The sequence below is a fragment of the Nioella nitratireducens genome (assembly GCF_001879715.1).
GTDB lineage: Bacteria > Pseudomonadota > Alphaproteobacteria > Rhodobacterales > Rhodobacteraceae > Nioella > Nioella nitratireducens.
The window spans coordinates 1-20,182 of record NZ_MNBW01000007.1 but is presented as its reverse complement, the minus strand read 5'-3'; the positions used below and the strand labels follow the sequence as shown (position 1 = coordinate 20,182).

At 61.1% G+C, this 20,182-nt stretch carries 18 protein-coding genes; 8 read left to right on the top strand and 10 right to left on the bottom strand.

Annotation, left to right across the window (positions count from 1 at the left end):
* Positions 1 to 14 precede the first annotated feature (14 nt).
* Positions 15 to 1,361, bottom strand: a complete 1,347-nt coding sequence (locus BKY27_RS08105) for an ROK family protein (RefSeq protein WP_071673967.1) — start codon at positions 1,359 to 1,361, stop codon at positions 15 to 17.
* Positions 1,362 to 1,635: 274 nt separating this feature from the next.
* Between BKY27_RS08105 and BKY27_RS08100 the strand changes: the two genes are divergently transcribed.
* From BKY27_RS08100 to BKY27_RS08070, 7 genes are all read left to right on the top strand, one after another.
* Positions 1,636 to 2,463: a sugar phosphate isomerase/epimerase family protein gene (locus BKY27_RS08100; RefSeq protein WP_199559085.1), complete on the top strand. Its 828-nt coding sequence runs from the start codon at positions 1,636 to 1,638 to the stop codon at positions 2,461 to 2,463.
* A 37-nt stretch (positions 2,464 to 2,500) separates the two neighbouring features.
* Positions 2,501 to 3,622 (top strand): substrate-binding domain-containing protein, encoded by a 1,122-nt coding sequence (locus BKY27_RS08095; RefSeq protein ID WP_084667902.1) that lies wholly within the window; start codon positions 2,501 to 2,503, stop codon positions 3,620 to 3,622.
* Between the two features lie 120 nt (positions 3,623 to 3,742).
* Positions 3,743 to 4,903, top strand: a complete 1,161-nt coding sequence (locus tag BKY27_RS08090; RefSeq protein WP_071673966.1) for a levoglucosan dehydrogenase — start codon at positions 3,743 to 3,745, stop codon at positions 4,901 to 4,903.
* Positions 4,904 to 4,905: 2 nt separating this feature from the next.
* A complete protein-coding gene (locus BKY27_RS08085) occupies positions 4,906 to 6,465 on the top strand; it encodes a sugar ABC transporter ATP-binding protein (protein ID WP_071673965.1) in 1,560 nt (519 codons plus the stop codon).
* Positions 6,462 to 7,445 (top strand): ABC transporter permease, encoded by a 984-nt coding sequence (locus tag BKY27_RS08080; RefSeq protein ID WP_164744770.1) that lies wholly within the window; start codon positions 6,462 to 6,464, stop codon positions 7,443 to 7,445. The genes BKY27_RS08085 and BKY27_RS08080 overlap by 4 nt, the downstream gene beginning before the upstream one ends.
* Positions 7,446 to 7,564: 119 nt before the next feature.
* Positions 7,565 to 8,635, top strand: coding sequence for a sugar phosphate isomerase/epimerase family protein (locus BKY27_RS08075; protein ID WP_071673963.1), 1,071 nt, complete (start codon positions 7,565 to 7,567; stop codon positions 8,633 to 8,635).
* Complete coding sequence (locus BKY27_RS08070; protein WP_071673962.1) at positions 8,632 to 9,747, top strand: Gfo/Idh/MocA family protein; 1,116 nt, start codon at positions 8,632 to 8,634, stop codon at positions 9,745 to 9,747. Before BKY27_RS08075 ends, BKY27_RS08070 begins: the two co-directional genes overlap by 4 nt.
* A gap of 543 nt (positions 9,748 to 10,290) precedes the next feature.
* On the opposite strand, the gene BKY27_RS08065 is transcribed toward BKY27_RS08070, so the two are convergent.
* The 9 genes from BKY27_RS08065 to BKY27_RS08025 form a co-directional block, all read right to left on the bottom strand.
* Positions 10,291 to 11,388: a M24 family metallopeptidase gene (locus tag BKY27_RS08065; protein WP_158514970.1), complete on the bottom strand. Its 1,098-nt coding sequence runs from the start codon at positions 11,386 to 11,388 to the stop codon at positions 10,291 to 10,293.
* Between the two features lie 42 nt (positions 11,389 to 11,430).
* A complete protein-coding gene (locus BKY27_RS08060; RefSeq protein ID WP_084667901.1) occupies positions 11,431 to 12,294 on the bottom strand; it encodes an SDR family NAD(P)-dependent oxidoreductase in 864 nt (287 codons plus the stop codon).
* Entirely contained in the window at positions 12,291 to 13,274 is a 984-nt protein-coding gene (locus tag BKY27_RS08055) for a threonine ammonia-lyase (RefSeq protein ID WP_071673960.1), read from the bottom strand. Before BKY27_RS08055 ends, BKY27_RS08060 begins: the two co-directional genes overlap by 4 nt.
* Positions 13,274 to 14,005, bottom strand: a complete 732-nt coding sequence (locus tag BKY27_RS08050) for a GntR family transcriptional regulator (RefSeq protein ID WP_071673959.1) — start codon at positions 14,003 to 14,005, stop codon at positions 13,274 to 13,276. Before BKY27_RS08050 ends, BKY27_RS08055 begins: the two co-directional genes overlap by 1 nt.
* A gap of 8 nt (positions 14,006 to 14,013) precedes the next feature.
* Entirely contained in the window at positions 14,014 to 14,790 is a 777-nt protein-coding gene (gene ehuA, locus BKY27_RS08045) for an ectoine/hydroxyectoine ABC transporter ATP-binding protein EhuA (RefSeq protein WP_071673958.1), read from the bottom strand.
* Positions 14,780 to 15,451, bottom strand: a complete 672-nt coding sequence (gene ehuD, locus BKY27_RS08040) for an ectoine/hydroxyectoine ABC transporter permease subunit EhuD (protein ID WP_071673957.1) — start codon at positions 15,449 to 15,451, stop codon at positions 14,780 to 14,782. Before ehuD ends, ehuA begins: the two co-directional genes overlap by 11 nt.
* Complete coding sequence (ehuC, locus tag BKY27_RS08035) at positions 15,451 to 16,170, bottom strand: ectoine/hydroxyectoine ABC transporter permease subunit EhuC (protein WP_084667900.1); 720 nt, start codon at positions 16,168 to 16,170, stop codon at positions 15,451 to 15,453. The genes ehuD and ehuC overlap by 1 nt, the downstream gene beginning before the upstream one ends.
* Before the next feature lie 63 nt (positions 16,171 to 16,233).
* Positions 16,234 to 17,094: an ectoine/hydroxyectoine ABC transporter substrate-binding protein EhuB gene (gene ehuB / locus BKY27_RS08030; protein WP_071673956.1), complete on the bottom strand. Its 861-nt coding sequence runs from the start codon at positions 17,092 to 17,094 to the stop codon at positions 16,234 to 16,236.
* 315 nt (positions 17,095 to 17,409) lie between these two features.
* A complete protein-coding gene (locus BKY27_RS08025) occupies positions 17,410 to 18,309 on the bottom strand; it encodes an HNH endonuclease (RefSeq protein ID WP_071673955.1) in 900 nt (299 codons plus the stop codon).
* Positions 18,310 to 18,743: 434 nt separating this feature from the next.
* Between BKY27_RS08025 and BKY27_RS08020 the strand changes: the two genes are divergently transcribed.
* Complete coding sequence (locus BKY27_RS08020; RefSeq protein WP_071673954.1) at positions 18,744 to 20,171, top strand: CRISPR-associated endonuclease Cas3''; 1,428 nt, start codon at positions 18,744 to 18,746, stop codon at positions 20,169 to 20,171.
* Positions 20,172 to 20,182: the final 11 nt, after the last annotated feature.

Genomic DNA, 20,182 nt, shown 5'->3' with positions numbered 1-20,182 from the left:
CGTGTCTGCCCTCTTCAAATGGATGGCGCCGGTGGCGGCGCGGGTGTTTCGGAGAGCTCGGCCAGGCGACGGGCCGCGGCCTCTCTTGCGGCGAGGAATTCCGGGTGGGCCATTGGGCGTCCGCTCAGGATCCATCCACGCAAGAGGGCCGGGTCGAACAAGGCCTCGGTCACCACCATCGCGGCCCCGACGAGCCCGGCGGAACTGCCCATCTGCGACCGGATGATCCGCAGGTCACGGGTGACCAGCGGGTGACTTTCTCGGTAGACGACCTCGCGGACCGCCGCAAGAAGGGTATCGTTCGTCATCGCCACGCTGCCGCCCAGGACAATGAGTTCGGGGTTGAGCATCGTGGCGAGATAGGCCACGGAATGCCCGATCATGCGGCCGCTGCGCGACAGGATATCCATGCTGGCCCCGTCACCCGCCTGAGCGGCCTGGGCGACATCGAAGGGCGTCAGTTCCTCCATCCTCGCAAGAATGTCCGCCAGGTAACTGCTGCGTCCGTCCTTCACCGCGGCAAGCCCTTCCCGCTGGATCATGTCAGCCCCGGCCATTGTTTCCAGAGGTCCGGTCTTTCCGCCCTCGGTGACCGGCAACTGGCCGATAAGCCCGGCTGCTCCCTGCGCGCCGCGAAACAGGGTTCGGTTCATGGTCAGGCCCGCGCCGATGCGTTTGCCGACCTTGACGAACAGCATTGTGTCCACGTCGGTTCCGTCACCTGCGGTGAGTTCGCCCATGGTCATGGTCTCGACACTGCTGCGAACCCAGACCGGGGCCTTGAAACGGTCGATGAGCGTCTCGACGACCGGCGTCGTTTCCCAGCCGGGAAGGAAGACGGGGGTCTCGCTCAGGAACATTTCCGATGATTGGACGGGGACAGGGGCGGGGACCGACAGCCCGATGCCCCAGAGCGGGCCGGCATCGGCATGGCGCGGGAGGATCCACTCGATCAGTTTGACCAGCCGGTCGAGGATGCTCCGTGGGGCAAGAGACAGCTCCGACGCTTCGTGATGTTCGGTGATCAGCCGCCCCGAAAGGTCGGCGATGCCGATGCTCAGCGAAGTCTGGTCCAGCGCTGCGACCAGGATGCAGCCTGCATTGGGGTGGAAGCTGACGAGTTTCGGTGCACGCCCGCCGGTTGCAACGCCCGACTTGCTCTCATCGACAAGATCGAGGTCGGTCAGGGTCGACAGGCGGTCTGCAACGACTGCCCGGCCGAGTTCACAGGTTCGTTCCAGCTCCTGTCGCGTGGTGGCCGCGCCCAGACGCACCAGGTTCAGGATCGTCATCAGGCTCTGGTTCGGTGTTTCGCTACTGCGCGGTCGCCCCTTTCCGCGCGGCTTGACGGACTCAGGCATCGATTCCTCCCGACTCGGAGCGGTGCTGGGGGGTGACATGATTCTGAGTTTCCAAGCGCGGGTTCATGGGCGCGAGACCTTCTGGGATTGTCTTGTTCTGCATATCACAGCGGTTAGTTGCATCACAATGCATTACTTATGTTGATAAAAAGCAAAAGATAAGTTGCTTGTGCATTTAATATATTGACTTAAGCGTATGAAGACTGAATATTGAGCGCTATGAGATGAAACGGCGACAAAAGTGGTCGCTATCAGAATGCGGGAGATGCAGGACATGGTTGCGAAGCTGGCTTATCACGCCAATTGCTGGGGGCCGCTCGGCGGGCACCCCGTCGGCGTCACCTCGATCGGTAGCCTGACCTACATGACCTTTGCCGACATGGCAGAGGCCTTCGCCGATATCGCCGCAGCTGGCTATTCGGGCGTGGAAATTTTCGACGGGAACCTGCTGGAATACGCGGACCGCAAAGCCGAACTGAAAGCGCTGCTGGCTGACAACGGGCTGGGGTTGCTGGCCGTCTACTCCGGTGCAAACCTCATCTTTCCTGACATCGCCAAGGAAGAATTCGAAAAGATCCGCCGGGTCGCAGACCTTGCGGCTGAATTCGACACCACGCACCTTGTCATTGGCGGAGGCGCAAAGCGCCTTTCGGGTCCAAGGCCGGAGGACCGGGCTGCCGTTGGGGCTGGCCTTGAAACCTGTCGGGAAATCGCTGGTCGGTCAGGGTTGGAGGCGCATTATCATCCGCATCTCACAACGCTGGCCGAGGCACCTGACGAGATCGCGGAAATCTTCGCCCATACCGAGATTCACTTCTGTCCCGACACCGCACATCTGGCGGCCGGCGGATGCGATGTGCCCGCTCTAATCCGCCAATGGGCTGACCGCATCACCTATGTCCACCTCAAAGGGCTTCGGTCCGAACCTTTCGGCTTCACGCCGCTCGGACAGGGGGATCTGGACATGGATGCCATCGTCCAGGCGCTGAAAGACACGCAGTTCAGCGGATGGATCACCACCGAACTCGATACATGGCCCGACCCGGCAGCGGGTGCGCGCGCAAGTTACGACTGGCTGAAGGCCGCTCTGGCCAAAGCCTGACACTATCATCCAACATTACCTTCGGGAGGAGACCGAAATGAGCTTTCTGAAACATACCAGTCTTGCGGCCATGGCCCTGGGCGCGATCCTTGGGGCGACGCCTGTCGCCGCGCAATCGGCAGCCGAGGCGCTGGAGCAGCTTGCCGGGCAGGTGCTGTCCACCGGACCCAATGGCGAGGCGCCGACCGCAGCCTCCGAGATCTCGCTCAGCGAGGCGGATCTCGAGGCGATCCGTGCGATGAACGCGACCGCGGCTATCGTGCTGCATTACGGCGGGAATGACTGGAGCCAGGCCCAGGTGAATGGCCTTCGTCACCAGTTCGAGATCATGGGGATCGAGGTGATTGCGGTCACTGATGCCGGATTCTCAGCGGCAACCCAGATGTCCGATATCGAGACGATCATGGCCCAAAATCCCTCGATCATCGTGTCGATCCCGACCGATCCGGTCGCAACCGCCAGTGCCTACCGCATGGCAGCTGAACGGGGTGTCGAACTGGTCTTCATGGACAACGTGCCTGCCGGGCTGACCGCAGGTGAAGACTATGTCTCTGTCGTATCGGCCGACAACTACGGCAATGGCGTCGCATCGGCCCATCTGATGGCACAGGCCCTTGGCGAGGAAGGCGGCGAAATCGGAATCGTCTATCACGCGGCGGATTTCTTCGTGACGCGCCAGCGTTATGACGCCTTCCGCGCCACCATCGAGGAGAACTATCCCAATATCGAGATCGTCGCCGAGCAGGGCATCGGCGGGCCGGATTTCATCGGTGACGCCGAGCGTGTGGCGAGCGCAATGATGATCTCCAACCGGGGAATCGACGGTATCTGGGCCGTCTGGGACGTTCCCGCCGAAGGCGTGATCGCTGCCGCCCGTGCCGCAGGCCGGGACGATCTGATCATCACCACCATCGACCTGGGCGAGAACGTCGCCATCGACATGGCGCGTGGCGGATACATCCACGGTCTCGGAGCACAGCGCCCGTTTGAACAGGGCGTGACCGAGGCGATCCTGGCCGGCTATGGCCTGCTGGACCGCGAAGCGCCTGCCTATGTTGCGCTGCCGGCCCTGCCGGTGATGCAGGACAACCTGCTTGACGCCTGGGAAGAAGTCTACTCGACCGAGGCGCCCGCTACCGTCGTGGGCAGCATGCAGTAACCCTGCACCTGGCGGCCAGCTGTCCTCCCTCGGCTGGCCGCCTCTCTCTCCCAATCTTTCTGACAGACCCCGCGTGCTGTGCCCCCCTCGGGCGCAAACGCCCGAAGTGCGAGCGAAGCAATGAAAACGATGAATGTAGCAATGATCGGCGGCGGTTTCATGGGCAAGGCCCACGCCATGGCCTATGCGGCAATGCCGATGTTCTTCTGGCCAGCCCCGGCCATTCCGGTGCGCAAGGTGGTTGTCGATATCGACCAGGCCCGCGCCGACGAGGCGGCCACCCGCTTCGGCTTCGAGGAAGGGTCGGCCGATTGGCGCGCCGTCGTCGCCCGTGACGATATCGATGTGGTCGATATCTGCACCCCGAATGACACCCATGCCGAGATTGCCATCGCGGCGGCCAAGGCCGGCAAGCACATCATCAGTGAAAAGCCGCTTGCCCGCACCGCCGAGGAGGCCAAGGCCATGCTCGACGCCGTGCAGGCGGCAGGCGTGATCCACATGGTTGCCTTCAACTATCGCCGCACCCCGGCGGTGGCCCTTGCGCGCAAGCTGATCGACGAAGGCCGCATCGGCGAGATCGTCAATTTCCGGGGCACCTACCTGCAGGACTGGTCTGCCGATCCCGACAGCCCGCTGTCCTGGCGTTTCCAGAAGGATGTGGCCGGGTCGGGCACCATCGGCGATATCGGCACCCATGTCGTCGATTTCGCGCGCTATCTGGTGGGCGAGATCGCGGCGGTGAATTCCGTCAACCGCACCCTTATTCCCACCCGCCCGGTTCAGGAAGGCAATGTCGACAAGCTCGGCGTCGGTGGCGGCGATGCCAATGCCAAGCGCGGCATCGTCGATGTAGATGACGAAATGATCACGCAACTGCGCTTTTCCAGCGGTGCCTATGGTTCGATCGAGGCCAGCCGGAACGCCCATGGGCGCAACAACTACCTGACCTTCGAGATCCACGGCACCAAGGGATCGATCCTTTTCGACTATGAGCACCGCGACGCGCTTCAGGTCATGTTCGCGGACGATCCCGCCGATGTGCGCGGTTTCCGCACGATCTACACCGGTGCCGCCCATCCCTATGGCGAGGGGCTGTGGCCGATCCCGGCCCTTGGCATCGGCTATGGTGAAACCAAGATCATCGAATGCTATGACCTGTTTCGGGCGATCACTTCGGGTGAGCAGCCAAGTCCGAGTTTCGATGACGGATTCCGCATCTGCCAGATCGCGGACGCCATCATCGCCTCGGGCGAAAGCCAGAGCTGGATTGAGGTCTGAAAATGTCACAGGCAACTTCAAACGCATTCGAAATGCGCGCGATGGTCAAGAATTTCGGTGGCGTCCGCGCCCTGAAGTCGGTCGACCTCGCGGTTGCCTTCGGCGAGATTCATGCGCTTTTGGGTGAAAACGGGGCTGGGAAATCGACCATCCTGAAGATCCTTCAGGGGGTCTATCAGCCGACGAGCGGCACCATCGTGGTCGGAGGCAAGGAGGTGTCGGGGTTGACCCCGCGCCTCGCCTCCGAGCTTGGCATCGGCATGATCTTCCAGGAAATGAGCCTGGTTCCGACGCTGACGGTCGCGCAGAATATCTTTCTTCTGCGTGAACCGACGAATGCGCTTGGCTTGATCTCGGATCGTCAGATGGTGGCAAAGGCAAGAGAGATCTTTGCCACGATGGGGGTCGATATCGACCCGCGCGCCGAGGTGAACTCGTTGAGCGCAGGCCAGCAGCAGTTGACGGAAATCGCCAAGGCGCTGAGCCAGGATGTGTCTGTCCTGATCCTTGATGAACCAACATCGGCGCTGACCGCGTCTGAGGTGGAGATCCTGTTCCAACTGCTGGACAACCTCAGGGCACAGGGCAGGGCGATTGTCTACGTCTCTCACCGGATGGACGAGATCTTCCGCATCGCGGATCGCGCAACGGTTCTGCGCGATGGCAACAAGATCGCAACCCGGCCGCTGGCTGACTACACGCTTGAAACCCTGATCGCCGACATCATGGGCAAGGCAACCCGCGATATGTCGGACCTGATCGCGGACTCTGCGGCGACCTCTGACGTGGTTCTGAAACTGCGCGGTGTCGGGGTCGAAGGGCGGCCCGGGTCGGTCGATCTCGACCTGCATGCAGGCGAGGTTCTGGGGCTGGCCGGGCTGATGGGTGCGGGCCGGTCGCGGATCGCACGCACCCTGTTCGGATTGCAGTCAGGCGCCGTGGGTGAGATCGAGATCAATGGCACCACGGTGTCGATCCGCAGCCCCTCTGATGCCATGGCACATGGCATCGCGCTGGTGCCGGAGGACCGGCGGCGGCAAGGCTTGGTGCTGGAACACTCCGTCGAGGACAACATCGCCCTGCCTGTTCTGGGGGCAGTCTCTGGCCGGATCATGGTCCATGGCAAACGCCGGGCCAAGCTGGCCGATGAAACCATCGCCAAGATGTCGATCAAGACCGACAGCCGCAAATCGCCCGCGAATGCGCTGTCAGGCGGCAACCAGCAGAAGATCGTGATCGGCAAATGGTTGGCGGCTTTGCCGGAGATCCTGATCATGGACGAACCGACTGCGGGGATCGACATCGGATCGAAAACCGAAATCATTCAGCTCGTCCGGGCGCTGGCCGCGGCTGGCAAGTCGGTAATCTTCATTTCTTCCGAACTGGCCGAGCTTCTGGCCGTGTCCGACCGCATCGCGGTCATGAAGAACGGCAGCGTGACCGAAACGATCAGCCGCCACGACCTGCATGTCGACCCCGAAGAGGTCGACTCCCTGACCGGCAGCGCCTTCCAGCGCGCCGAACAGCGACTGCAACTGCTTATTCAGAAGGGAGCCGCATGATGGCCCATACCGACACGCGCCAAGGCGGCTTCGACCTCGTGAGCTGGTTCAAATCCAGCTGGCGTCAGAACATCATCTATTTCGGCTTCGTCGCGGTTTTCGTGTTCTTTGCCATCACACTGCACGACCGTGGCTTCACCGATCCGCTGAACCTGCTCAACATCTTCCGCCAAAGCGCGATCATCGCGGTCATGGCGGTTGCGATGACGCTGGTCCTGTCTTCGGGCGAGATTGATCTGTCGGTCGGCGCCGTTGCCGGACTGGCCTCGGTCACAACCGCATTGGCCATCGCCTCGGGCGGGTTGGTCATGGGGGTTGCGGTTGGTCTTCTGACCGGGGTTGCGGTCGGCGTGATCAACGGGTTCCTGTCCACAAAACTGGCCATTCCGACCTTCCTGACCACGCTGGCCATGATGGGCATCGCAACGGGCGCCGCCATGTGGATCAGCGACACCCGCGCTGTGCCGGTTCTGAACCAGAGTTTTGCGGGGTTCTTCGGCGGCGGCACACCGTTCGGCATCCCCTCGCTGCTTCTGTGGATGATCTTCGCCGGGATCCTGGGGCATGTCACGCTGCGCCACACCCGGTTCGGCAGGCAGGTTCTGTCGGTCGGGGGCAACGCTGTCGCGTCTCGCTATTCCGGCGTGAACACTGCGCGGATCAAGATGGGCGTGCTCGTCATCTCCTCGACCACGGCAGCACTTGCCGGGATGCTCTATGCCGGTCGCCTGCAATCGGGGCGGTTCCAGCTTGGCGAAGGGGATGAGTTGTCGGTCATCGCGGCGGCGGTGCTCGGTGGCACTTCGCTCTTCGGTGGCCGGGGCACCGTGATCGGATCCATCGTCGGGGCGCTGATGATCGGTGTGATCAACAACGGCCTGATCCTGATGAGCCTCGAGTATTCTCAACAGCTGATCGCGCGCGGTGCCATCATCATCCTTGCTGTGGCCATCAGCCAAGCGGGTCGCAAACAGGACTGAGACCGGGCGGACAGCAGCCTGTCCGCCCACTGCAACCGAACTGACAGAGACCGGACCTGCCCCCGGCAGGCTACGGGAAAGGCTTGCCCGGACTGCGGCAGGCGAGAGGAGGAACAGCCATGAAAACCATCAAGGGTCCCGCGATCTTCCTGGCCCAGTTCGCCAGCGATGCCGCGCCATTCAACAGCTTCTCCGCGATCTGTGAATGGGCGACCGGGCTCGGGTTCAAGGGCGTGCAACTGCCCAGTTGGGATGCCCGGCTGATCGACCTCGACAAGGCGGCAGACTCGCGAATCTATTGCGACGAGTTGAGGGGGCAGGCGGCGCAGCATGGCGTCGAGATCACGGAGCTCTCAACCCACTTGCAAGGGCAACTTGTGGCGGTCCACCCGGCCTATGACACGGCCTTCGATGGCTTTGCCCCGGCAGCGGTGCATGGAAACCCCGCGGCGCGGACGGACTGGGCACGTGATCAGGTGCTGAAGGCCGCACGGGCCTCTGCCAATCTGGGGCTGACCCATCACGCGACCTTCTCCGGCGCGCTGGCTTGGCCCTATCTTTATCCCTGGCCGCAACGACCTGCCGGGCTGGTCGAAGAGGCCTTCGGAGAACTGGCCCGCCGGTGGCGCCCGATCCTCGATGCCTTTGACGCGGCGGGCGTGGATCTGTGCTACGAGATCCACCCTGGTGAGGACCTGCATGATGGCGCGACATGGGAGATGTTTCTGGAGGCAGTCGGGAACCATCCCCGTGCGCGTATCCTCTATGATCCCAGCCATTTCGTGCTGCAATGCCTCGACTACCTCGATTTCCTCGACATCTATGCTGACCGGATCGGGATGGTTCATGTGAAGGACGCGGAATTCAATCCGACCGGGCGTCAGGGCGTCTATGGCGGCTACCAGCCCTGGCTGAAGCGGGCAGGGCGGTTCAGGTCGCTCGGCGACGGGCAGGTCGATTTTCGCGCAATTTTTTCCAAGCTGACCGCGATGGACTTTGCCGGTTGGGCCGTGATGGAATGGGAATGCTGTCTCAAGCACCCCGAGGATGGGGCGCGGGAAGGGGCCCGGTTCATCGCTGATCACATCATCCGCGTGACCGAGACCGCCTTTGATGACTTCGCGGGCAGCGGCACGGATCGTGCGGCCATCAGGTCCATGCTTGGCGTGAGTGAAGGAGAGGCAAGATGAGTGACCCAATCAGACTGGGCATGGTGGGCGGTGGCGAGGGTGCCTTTATCGGCCAGGTTCACCGCATCGCAGCGCGGCTTGATGGGCGTTACCGACTGCTGGCCGGGGCCCTGTCCTCTCGCGCAGAGGTCGCCCGGCAATCGGCAAAGGCTTTGGGAATCGCCCCGGACCGCGCCTATACCAATTTTGAGCATATGGCGAAGGTGGAGGCTGCCCGTGCCGACGGTATCGAAGCAGTCGCCATCGTCACCCCGAACCATATGCACGTGGCTCCTGCCAAAGCCTTTCTGAAGGCCGGCATCCACGTGATCTGCGACAAGCCGCTTGCCTCGACGCTGGAGGATGCGCTTGACCTGGCAGCTCTCCAACCGGCCAATGGTGCGCGGTTCCTGCTGACGCACAACTACACCGGCTATCCGATGGTGCGCCATGCGCGGCGGATGGTGTCAGAGGGGCGGCTCGGGCAGCTTCGGCTGGTGCAAGTCGAGTATGCGCAGGACTGGTTGACAGAGCCCGCCAGCAATAAACAAGCCGACTGGCGCACCGATCCAGCGCGGTCCGGGGCAGGGGGATGCATCGGCGATATCGGCACCCATGCCTACAACCTCGCCCGGTTTGTCAGCGGCCTGGCTTTGGACTCGCTCAGCGCCGATCTGACGGCCTTCGTGCCCGGGCGGCAGGTCGACGACAACGTGAACATGATGCTCCGCTTCGAAGGCGGCGCCAAAGGGATGCTTTGGACCAGCCAGGTCGCACCGGGCTGCGAGAACGGCCTTGCGCTGCGGCTATACGGGGACAAGGGCGGGCTGGAGTGGCGGCAGGAAGACCCCAACGTGCTCTGGTTCACCGGCTTCGGCGATGCAAAGCAGCGTCTCAGCCGGGGAGCGAGCGATGCCAATGGTGACGAGCTCGGCATCCGCATCCCGCCAGGCCACCCGGAGGGCTACCTTGAAGCTTTCGCGACACTCTACGCCGACTTCGCTGATGTGATCCGCAACGGGACCGACCTCGCGCTGCTACCAACGCTCGACGACGGTGTCGAAGGGATGCGGTTCATTCAGGCCGCACTAAAGTCCAGCCTTGCGGACGGCAAATGGACACCGCTTGGCTGAACACAAGGCGCATCTGGTTTCGTCGGTTGGCCGCTTGTAGCCCAAACAAGCCGATACTTGGCGCAGTCTGATTGCGGCCGGGATACTGTCTGATCGGGTTTTGTTAGACAGATTCCAGCTCTCGTGTCGGTGGTTTGATTTCACTGCCGGACACCATCTAGCAACCTATATCTTATGAATTAAGCCCCTTAGGCGCCTACCTATTCCAGGCGCGGATTGGTGTGGGTAAAAGTGGGACTTATTGGTTCGATATTTGACTTCTTCCAGTGAGCGGACGTTTCGCTGAAAGAAGTCACGTCGTAATCGGGGGAAGCAACACGTTCAGCACAGCTGCCGTTGTCGCGCTGTTCCCTGCAGCGACCAGCAATGCGCGTATCTGCGACCCTGGCAGGTGTTGCCCCCGAGCAGCCTTGCCTGCAATGATCGCCGAACTGACCAATGCTGATGTGATGAGGCCTTCGCTTATCTCGTCGACAAGACCATCCCACTGAAGTTCAGCAAGCCTGTCTTATCGGCCGGTGCTTTCGTCAAATGGGTAGAAGTCTAGGATATCTGTAGCAGGGAGCAGTCACCCGCGCCGGCTATCTGGGTCAGGCCTTGCTCCGTCATGGCGTAGGTGCCTCCGACGAGCACTCCGAGCGACGTGTCCTCGTCCAGAAGGCAAGCGTGCAATACGAAGGTCATGCCCGGCAAGATAGGGGCGCGGTTCGTCCGTGTGATGCCGAAGGGCTCCAGCCAGGTCGGCGGATAGCCGATGCCGACGCTGTAGCCAAACCGCATGGCGAACGTTTCCGAGAGGCCCTCTGCGCGGAGGATATCGAGCGCGGGGGCTTCGATGTCGGCGGCAGGGATGCCCGGGCGGGCTGTAGCCAATCCTGCCGTAAGGCAGCGCCGGGCCACGTCATAATACCATGCAGCCCTGGGATCGGCGTCTCCGATGACCAATGTTTGTAGACCGACGGCATGGTAGCGCCGATGCACGGCGCCGAACTCGACATGCAGCAGGTCGCCGCGCTGCAAGACACGCTCTGACGGCGTGCCGTGGACATGGTGGGCGCAGTCGCCGGAGGCCATTTCGATGGGCACTGCCCAGTAGTCTGATCCGGCGCGGCGCAGTGCGATTTCGATCTCGGTGGCGATCTCGCGTTCACACGCTCCAACCCGTGCTGCGTGACGAAAAGCTTTCAGGCCGTGCTCGACAATGTCTCCCGCCTTGCGCATCGCGGCCATTTCCTCGGACGTCTTGAAAATCCGTAATCGGGCGAGCGCAGCCGAGATGTCGACCGGGGTGATATTGCATGCTGCAATGATCTCGCTGGCCAGAGCGTGATTCAACGCAGCGGATTGCGCGTCCCATCCGAACTTTGCAGAGGCGGGAAAGCTCTTGAACAGCACTTCGGCCAGCGCACTAGCCGGGCTATCCACACCGAACTGGTAACGACGCAGATCGAGCCCTGTTCCGCCACCGGGCAGCATTGGTGCGTCAGCGGCCCAGATGACCATGCAGGGCCGAGTCAGATGCGGTGATAGGATCAGGGCCTGGGGCGTGTTGACGCCGGCAAAGGAGTCATGCCCGAGAAAATAGAACTGCGCAGCGGGATCGAACAGGATCGCGGCATCCAGCTCGTTGTCCTCTATCACAGATAGGGCGGCCCTAATCCTGTCTGCGTGCATCACGCCACCTCACGCAGCCGGGGCCGGTTCCGAGGCCAGCCCGGGCCGAACCCCCAACCCCATGGAGGCGTCGATCACGCTTCCATGCAATGGCGAGGAAAAATGCGACGCCAGGAACAGGATGATCGCAGCAATTTCGGAAGGCTCGATCAAGCGGCCCTTTGGCAGTCGCGCGATATAGGCGCCGCGCTCTGCTTCGCTCATGCTGTCAAGGGTGCTTGCCTGCAACATCCGGGTATTGATCGCGCCGGGGCTGACGGCAAAGACATCGACCCCGTCATGCACATGTTCTGCCGCAAGGGCGCGGGTCAGGAAGGCGATGGCGGATTTGCTCATGCCGTCAGATAGGCGAAAGCCGGGAATCTGTGTGGTGCCGCCACCTACAGAGCTGAGGTTGATGATCTTGGCCATTTCGTCGATCTCGCGCGCCGCGCGCTGCGCCAGGAAGGCCTGCACCATTGCAAGCGTGCCGTCGGCATTGATCAGCAGCATGGCCCGGTCCTGTTCGCCCAATGTCTTGCCATAGGGCGTGACGGTGGCTGAGCCGACGGCAGCGTTGTTGACGAGGATATCGACGCGGCCAAAAGTCTCGAATGCCTGATCCATGCAGCGCTCTATTGAGGAACGATCCATCAGGTTAAGGCCGATGGCGTGCACTTCCCCGTTCAGGCTGTTGGCAAATGCAGTGGCCTTATCCGGATCTTCGAACCCGTCGGCGTAGGTCAGGATCACGCGAAGGCCATGCGCCACCATCGCCTTGACGGTCTCGCGCCCGACACCGCCCATTCCGCCACTTATGAGGGCGACTTTTCCGACCAAAGATGGATCATAAAGGAAACGCCCGTCCGGAATGTCGTTTTGCGGTTCGGTCATTGCGGAATCCCCCCTTGCAGAACGGTCGCATAGTCTGCTGCGTCGATGTTGTGGCCGCTGAGAACGCACACGATCGTGCCGGTCAGTGCCGGGTCATGGATGGCTGCGGCCAGCGCGGTGGCGGAAGCCCCTTCCGTCACGATCTTGGCCTCGTCATACAGAAGGCGCATCGCGGCGACGGTCTGTTCAAGCGTGACCACTGAACTGCGCCGCACCAATTGCCTGGTCGCACTCCACACACCGTCAATGACTGTCGGGGCTCCGATGGCCTTGACGAAAGAGCGCTGCATTTCAACGGTCACGGGATGCCCGGCGGCGAGCGCTGCGGCGACTGGCGTCGCGACCTCGGCCTCAACCGCGACGACTTCAGCCGTGTGCCCAAGCCGGTGCAGGGCGCTGGCCGTGCCAGTGGTCAACCCACCCGCGCCGTATGGTGTCAACACCACGTCCGCATCCGGCACTTGCTGCGCGATTTCCAGCCCGATTGAGGCATGGCCAGTGATCACGGCCTGATCGGTGACCGGGTAAATATAGGCCCATTCCGTTTCTGGCGCGGACTGGCCAAGGGCGTAGGACCAGTAGACCTCGTCGCTGACAATGCGAACCTCGCCACCATTTTCGCGCACGCCCTCCATCTTGGAGTGGGGCGCATGGGCATACATGTAGGCCGCCATCGGCACCCCGGCGATGCGCGCGGCCACCGCCACGGCATAGGCCATGTTGCCGGAACTGACGGTGCAGACGCCCTCCGCGATCCGCTCGTGCGGGCAAGACAAAACAGCGTTCAACGCGCCACGCAACTTGAATGCACCGGCCCGGTTGCGCCCCTCATCCTTGATGAAGATCCTTTTACCCGGCAAGCCAAGCGGCAATTCGAAAACCGGGCTTTCATCCAAATGGGGTGCGATCCGACGTGCCGCTTCGGTGATCTCGCCGAGATCAGGGATACGCACGGGCGCTTGCAAGTCCTGCCCGTGCATTATTGTGATCCTACGAAATAGGGCACCCCGATCTTTGATGGGGTCAGGCTGGAGTGTTCCCGGATCAGACGCACGGCAAGTTCGACATCGCGGGACAGCGCGGCATCCATCAGGCCGGTGTGTTCCTCAATCGAAATGCGCTGTGCCAATTCATCGATTGCGAGCAGCGCCTCTTCGTCGCCCTGCCCGACCCGGTTAACTGACGGAAGCAGGACGAAGGCTTTCTGGTGGCGCCGGAAGTGGTCGTAGATGCCGCGGTAGAAGGTCAGGAGATGCCTGGCCCCGGCAGCGCTTACCAAGGCCATATGAAACTCTATGTGCCGTTCTTCCCATCGTTCGAGATCGGTCAAGTCCGGATCGTGCAGGTTCAATTTGCAGTTTGCCAACCTGCGATGTGCTGCAAGAAGACCCACTTCCCATTCCTCGTCTCCACGCTCGATGGCACGCTTGAGCAAGTCGGCTTCCACAACCGCCCGAGAGAACACGAGATCCTCGAAGTCCTCGGCGCTCAGCGGGGTCGTGTAATAGCCGCGATTGTGGTGCAGTTTTACGAAACCCTCAGCCTCAAGGCGCGCCAGCGCCTCGCGGATCGGCGTGATTCCGACGTCATAGTTCGATTTCAAGGCCTCGATGCGCAGGGGGACGTCATCGGACAGGCGCCCATTGAGGATATCCTGCTTGACCCTCAGATAGGCGATTTCCGATTTCGGTAGTATCAGCGAGTCAGTCATGGTCAGTCCTATCGTGCCTGCGCGACTTTGCGCAGGAATTGCTGGGTGCGGGCTTCGGTCGGCGCGTCGATGACCGCCGCAGGCGGGCCCTGTTCAACGATCCGGCCCTTGTCGAAAAAGCAGATGCGATCGGAAATGTCGTGAGCAAAAGCGATCTGATGCGTAACCATCAGCATCGTGTAGCTGTGCTTGACCGCCAGCGAGCGGATCACCGAAGTGACTTCTTCGATGGTTTCGGGATCGAGCGCCGATGTGGGTTCGTCGAACACGAGAATCTCGGGCTGCATCGCCAGGGTCCGGGCGATGGCGACACGTTGCTGTTGACCGCCCGATAGTTGCGCCGGGTAGTGCGCCTGCTTGTCGCCCATGCCGACCATGTCCAGAAGCTCCTGCGCCCGGCTGCGCGCCTCGTCACGCGTAACCCCGAGGGCAAATATCGGAGGTTCCACGCAGTTTTGCAGGACGGTTAGGTGCGGGAACAAATTGAAGCTCTGGAACACCATGCCCAGTTTGAGACGCATCCGGCGAAGATGCGCATTTGAGGCAGGGACTAGCCTGCCTTCGCTCTCCATCTTGTTCAGGGGTTCACCGTCGATGCGGATAAGCCCGTCCTCGATGCTTTCCAGTGTCATCAGGCAGCGAAGCACTGTGGTCTTGCCCGACCCGGATGGGCCGATGATCGTCACCACCTCGCCGTCGTTTATCGACAGGTCCAGCTTGTCCAGAACGGTCAGCGCGCCAAACCGCTTGGTGACGCCTTCAAAGCGGATCTTCTCATTTGCCATGGCGGGTCTCCGTGAGCAAGTGCCGCTCGACGAGGCGGATCAGAACGGCTGAAAACAGGCTGAGGATTAGGAACAGAATCCCCACCACCGTCAGCGGCTCTGTAAAGCGATAGGTTTCTGATGCGATGCGCCGCGCGGCATCCAGCATTTCGGGCACGGCGACGAAAGACAGAAGCGGCGTTTCCTTGAATGCCAGGATCAGAAGGTTTCCCAGCCCCGGAACGACCGGCTTGACCGCCTGTGGCAGGATCACCTGCCGCCAAGTGCGGTAGGTCGAGTAATTCAGCACATGAGCGGCTTCCCACTGCCCCTTTGGCACGGCTTGCAAGCCTCCACGCAGAATCTCAGCCACTGGGGCGGCGTTGTAGATCCCCATGGCCAGAACACCTGTCCAGAATGGGGCCAGGAAGATTCCGATTTCAGGCAACAGGAAGAACAGGAAAAAGATCACCACGACCAATGGCATGCCGCGCATGAACTCGATGAACTCACCCGCTGCGACGGAAAGTGGCCTGATCGTTGAGCGTCGCGCGATCATCAAGAACAATCCCAGCACCAGCGACAGTGCGAAGGACAGAAAGGTGACCTCGACCGTGACCCAGAGCCCCGGCAAGATGCGCGGCAAGACGGTTTCAAAGGTGAAATCCCAACGCCAGTCCATCACCGCTCCCCCAGGTGTCGGTTGAAGACATGTTCCAGCCGTGCACCGGAAAAACGCACTATCTGCGCAAGGCAGAAGTAGATCAGCGCAAGAACCGAAAAGATCTCGACAGTGCGATAGGTCAGCTGGTTTTGCCGCACCCCGGCGGCGGTCAGGTCAACCAAAGTTACCGCCGAAACCAGTGCGGTTCCCTTGAGCAGCTCGATCGTCATGTTTGTCATTGCCGGAATCGCGATCACCAAAGCTTGCGGCAGGATGATGCGGGCGTATTTGCGCAAGGGTGGCATATTCAGCGTCACACAAGCCTCATATTGCCCCTTGGGCTCTGCCCGCACCGCGCCACGCACAATTTCCGCACCATAGGCCCCGGCATTCAGGCTGACACCCAAAAGCGCAGCGGTATACGCCGATAGGGTGAGGCCGAATTCGGGTAGCACGAAGTAGAGCCAGAACAGGACGACCAGTAGGCTCACGCCGCGGAACACTTCGATATATACGACGGAGACCCAACGCAGCGGTGCGATAGAAGACAGACGGCCCAGCCCGGCAAGGAGCGAGATCGCATAAGCTAGAAGAATCGAAGGCACTGCCACAGAAACCGTCACCGTCAACCCGTTCAGCAGTGCGGGAAGGAACTGCGCGACCGACGAGAAGACTGCAAAATAGAGTCCTGCCAGAAATGCAAGCGGGACGAGGATGGCGATCGGACTGCGGGACATTTGAGGCCTTGCGTCAAGAGATTGCCCCCGGCCACTCGATTGCAGCACGACCGGGGGCCAACATTACGCGCCGCAGAGATCCGAAACGCTGAGCACAGGGGCCTCGTCGGCGGTCATGCCGTGGGCCTCGTTGATGGAAACATAGTCTGCACCACCGATGAATTCCTGCATGATCGCATTGAATCTGTCGACAAAGGCCTGGTCTTCTTGCCGGAAGGCGAAGGCCCCATGGTCAACCGCCGATTGCCCGCCAATCTCGGCGAAGGGCTCGACCATTTCGAAATCGTCGCCGGGCTGGTTGGCGATGATCTGGCGGGCACTTGGGGCATCGACGCCGAAGGCATCGGCCCGCCCGGCCCGCACGGCGGCCAGGGCCGTAGGTGCATCGGGATATTCTTGGATGTTGTCGCGCGCGATGCCTAGCTCAAGCGCTGCAGCCACCTGCGCGGTTCCCGAGACGGCAGCCAGCGTGGCCCCCTGTTCGAGGATGTCTTCGTAAAGCGTGATCTCGCTTGGGTTTCCGGCGGGAACGACCAGCGTCGCGCGGATGCCGAAGGTCGGCTCGGAGAACGCGACTTCTGCACAGCGCGAAGGCGTCACGAACATGCCTGCCGCGACGACGTCATAACGCCCGGCCTGAAGCCCGGGGATCAACGCGCCCCAATCGGTTGCCACTGCGCTGGCCAACTCGATTCCCATCTGGCCCAGGACAGCTTCGAGAATTTCGACATCGGTGCCGATAACGCTGCCGTCATCCGCAACATATGCGAACGGAGCATAATTGAAAAAGGCCACGCGGACACCGTCGGCATCAGCGGTGTCGTTTAACGTTTGCGCGCCAACACCCGGCGCCAGAAGCAGGCTTGTCAAAGCGATCGCAAGGCCTCGTGTGGCTTGGGTGAGCGGTTTCGTGTGCTGGTTCATGTCAGTCTCCCTGGGATTGCGGTTCTTTCGCATGGCTTCGGGGGCCTTATGGCGTGGTTTCCTTCTGAAGCATCCATGATGTGAGTGATTGTATATGATTCTGTCAATAAAATATTACCTCACATGATTGATGCGACTGATGGGGTGCTCGGACATGTCTGCCGACGTTGGTCGGGGCGGTGAAAGTGAGTGCTCTCTTTTGCGGCGAGATCCTGAAATCAGAAAACGATCGGTAACTGTGCCGTCGCAAAGTCCACTGGAAGGTCGTTTCAAAATAAAGACACTAATCCGCAGTTTGGAGTTTCGTTCCCGCGTTCAGTGCTTGAAGCAGTTCTCCCGATGCCACTGCACAAATTCAGGTCGCGGACGTTCTGACAGACGGCCCGGTGCAATCAACTTTCCGGTCGGATTGACGATCGAGCGAATGGACTCGGGGTCGTTGGCCTGACGGGAGACCATAACCGCCAGGTCATCGCGCAGGGCCACCAAACCCCGGTCGAACATCCAGTGCGCGGTCCCGGAGAGGGCGAGGCCGTTGCTGACGATATCGGGCCCATCATGCTCTACGGGCCTGATATGCGCGGCCTCGACCTCTGCCCGCCCGCCGCCGTTGACCAGACGCATCCCTGTGATCGCGCAGCGGTCGTCATAGGCGCGCAGGACGGTTTTTCGAAAATTCCGATCTCGAATCGCCCTATTGGTCAGCTGCACGACACGCTCTCGAGGTGAAACGTGCTGAAATGACCCTTGACCCTCTTCGAAGCCTTGCGGTGCAGGGGGCGGATCCACCCGGGGTAGTATGCTTTCGTCTCGCCCCAGGCCGCGTTCGACGATCCGAGCGAAGTCTGTGGCAGCAAGCGTGCGCACGGCGGCTTGAGCCCGTCCGGACAATTTGCCGATATCGTTCAGCAACCCCTGTTCGAAGATGGTGTTCTCCTCTCGGAAGGGAACCGGGTCGCCAAAGTCCAAGTATGTGCCGGGTGCAATGATCGCGAGAAACATGTCCGGCTTACGTGGATCCGGGATGATCCCCTGCAACTTGGCGACGGCGAAATAGCCTTTCGTGTGCCGGATCTTGCTGGGTTCCAGATAGACGATCCAGTCACCCTCACACTGTTGGGCTCGCGTAAGATACTGCTTTGTAAACTGGTAACGCTCCGACGGAACGTCGTCGTAGATCGAATCCGTTCGGTGGAGGAAGACGCCGAATGCCATAAGGATCATGCTTGCCGGATAGGCGGTGTTAGGCAAGCGTGTTATGGTCGACGGGCAGATGAAGAGCCGTTGAATTGGGAAGCATGGATCAAGGCCCCATGTTCTGCTGCCTCTTCCCACCTCGCGAAGTTCAGCCCCGGCCGCCAAGCTGTTCTAATTCGGCCAAGGGATCCCTGATTGCCTGAAGTGTTTTTGCCATCCGGAAAATCTGGTGATGCCGGCAAAGGTTCAATGAACCTGGGAGCACAGATTAAATGACATTTCGAGCCAAGGAGGCGGAGAAGAAAACCATCATCTTGAGTGAAATGCCAAGGTCCGAGCTGCACCGGTTCGGCAAGGGCATCATGGCACTATCTCTTGACTGAAAAAAGTGGAGGCGCAAACCTCAGAAGAGTTGATTGAGCAATGTGACCCCGCCTTATCGGAGGGATAGGATGGCAATTCTTGACTGGCCTGCGAAATCCACCTCCGACGAAGGGGTCGAACACCCTGCGCTCTATCACATGATCGACGTTGGCACAGTTGCGGAATGCCTTGTCGAGCGAATGAATATTCCGCCGTGCCGAAAGGCCTTCTACGCGCTGGCTGCGGCATTGCACGATCTTGGAAAAATCAGCGCCAGTTTTCGTGGAATGCTGCGCGACGGCACAGCGCAGACAAAGGGGCGGCATTGGGAAGTCACCGAGGCCTGGTTGCGGCGCTTCGATGTGGATCTGGGCGCGATCGCCGATGATCGCTTTGATCGACTGGATTTCTATGCCGCAATAGCGGGCCATCATGGCCTGCCGCCCGTGCAGGAAAATTTCGAGCCCATGATCGCTGCGGCCGGCCAGGAGGCTGAAGGGGATGCCCGCAATGCCCTTGCAGAGATTTTCAAGATTTGGCCGGATGCTCGCTATGACCTGCCTTGGCAGGAAACCCCGGCGCAGACTTGGTGGCTTCCTGGGTTGATTGCGGTCGCGGATTGGGTGGCATCGAATCCCGATTTCTTTCCGCCGGTCGCGGAGGCGATGGACCTGGCCAAGTATCTGGATCGGGCCCGTGCGCTTGCCAGGGAGGCGGTGCACCTTGCAGGTCTGGATGTTCCGCAGGTATCGAGCGCGCCGTTGATGCCCCAAGGCTGGACCCTACGTCCGATGCAGGCCACCGCCCAGACCATCGACCTTCCTGACGGCCCTGTTCTCGCTGTGATCGAGGATGAAACCGGCTCGGGCAAGACAGAGGCCGCGCTGATACTGGCGCAGCGGATGATGCAAGCCGGTTTGGGGGAGGGGTTGTTCTTCGCCTTGCCGACGATGGCCACCGCAAACGCGATGTTCGACCGTGCCGCAGATCTTGCGGGGCGTCTGTTTGACACGGCCCCGAGCCTGGCGTTGGCGCATGGGCGTGCCGAGATGTCAGCGCGGTTTCGCGATCTGATAAAGGCCACGAGGGGCAAAACGATGCCGGCTTGCACAGAATGGCTGGCAGATAATCGCCGCCGTGCGCTGTTGGCAAATGTCGGAGTGGGGACCATAGATCAGGCGCTGTTGTCGGCCTTGCCTGTCCGGCACGCGATGCTGCGCCACTTTGCGCTGTCGGGAAAGATCCTGATCGTGGATGAGGTTCACGAGATGGGCGATCCCTATATGACGCAAGAGCTGTGTCACCTTCTGCGATTGCATCGGCGCATGAACGGATCCGCTATTCTGATGACGGCCACCTTGCCGGTCGATCTGCGTGCCAAGCTTTGTGAGGCATTTGGCTGCGCAGCGCCGGATGGCCACGCCTACCCGGCGTTGACCATTGCCGGGCACCCCAAGTTCGACAAAATCAGGCGCGATTTTCGCTTTTTGACGTGGTGGCCTGAGTCATTTCAATGAGTTATGGGGGC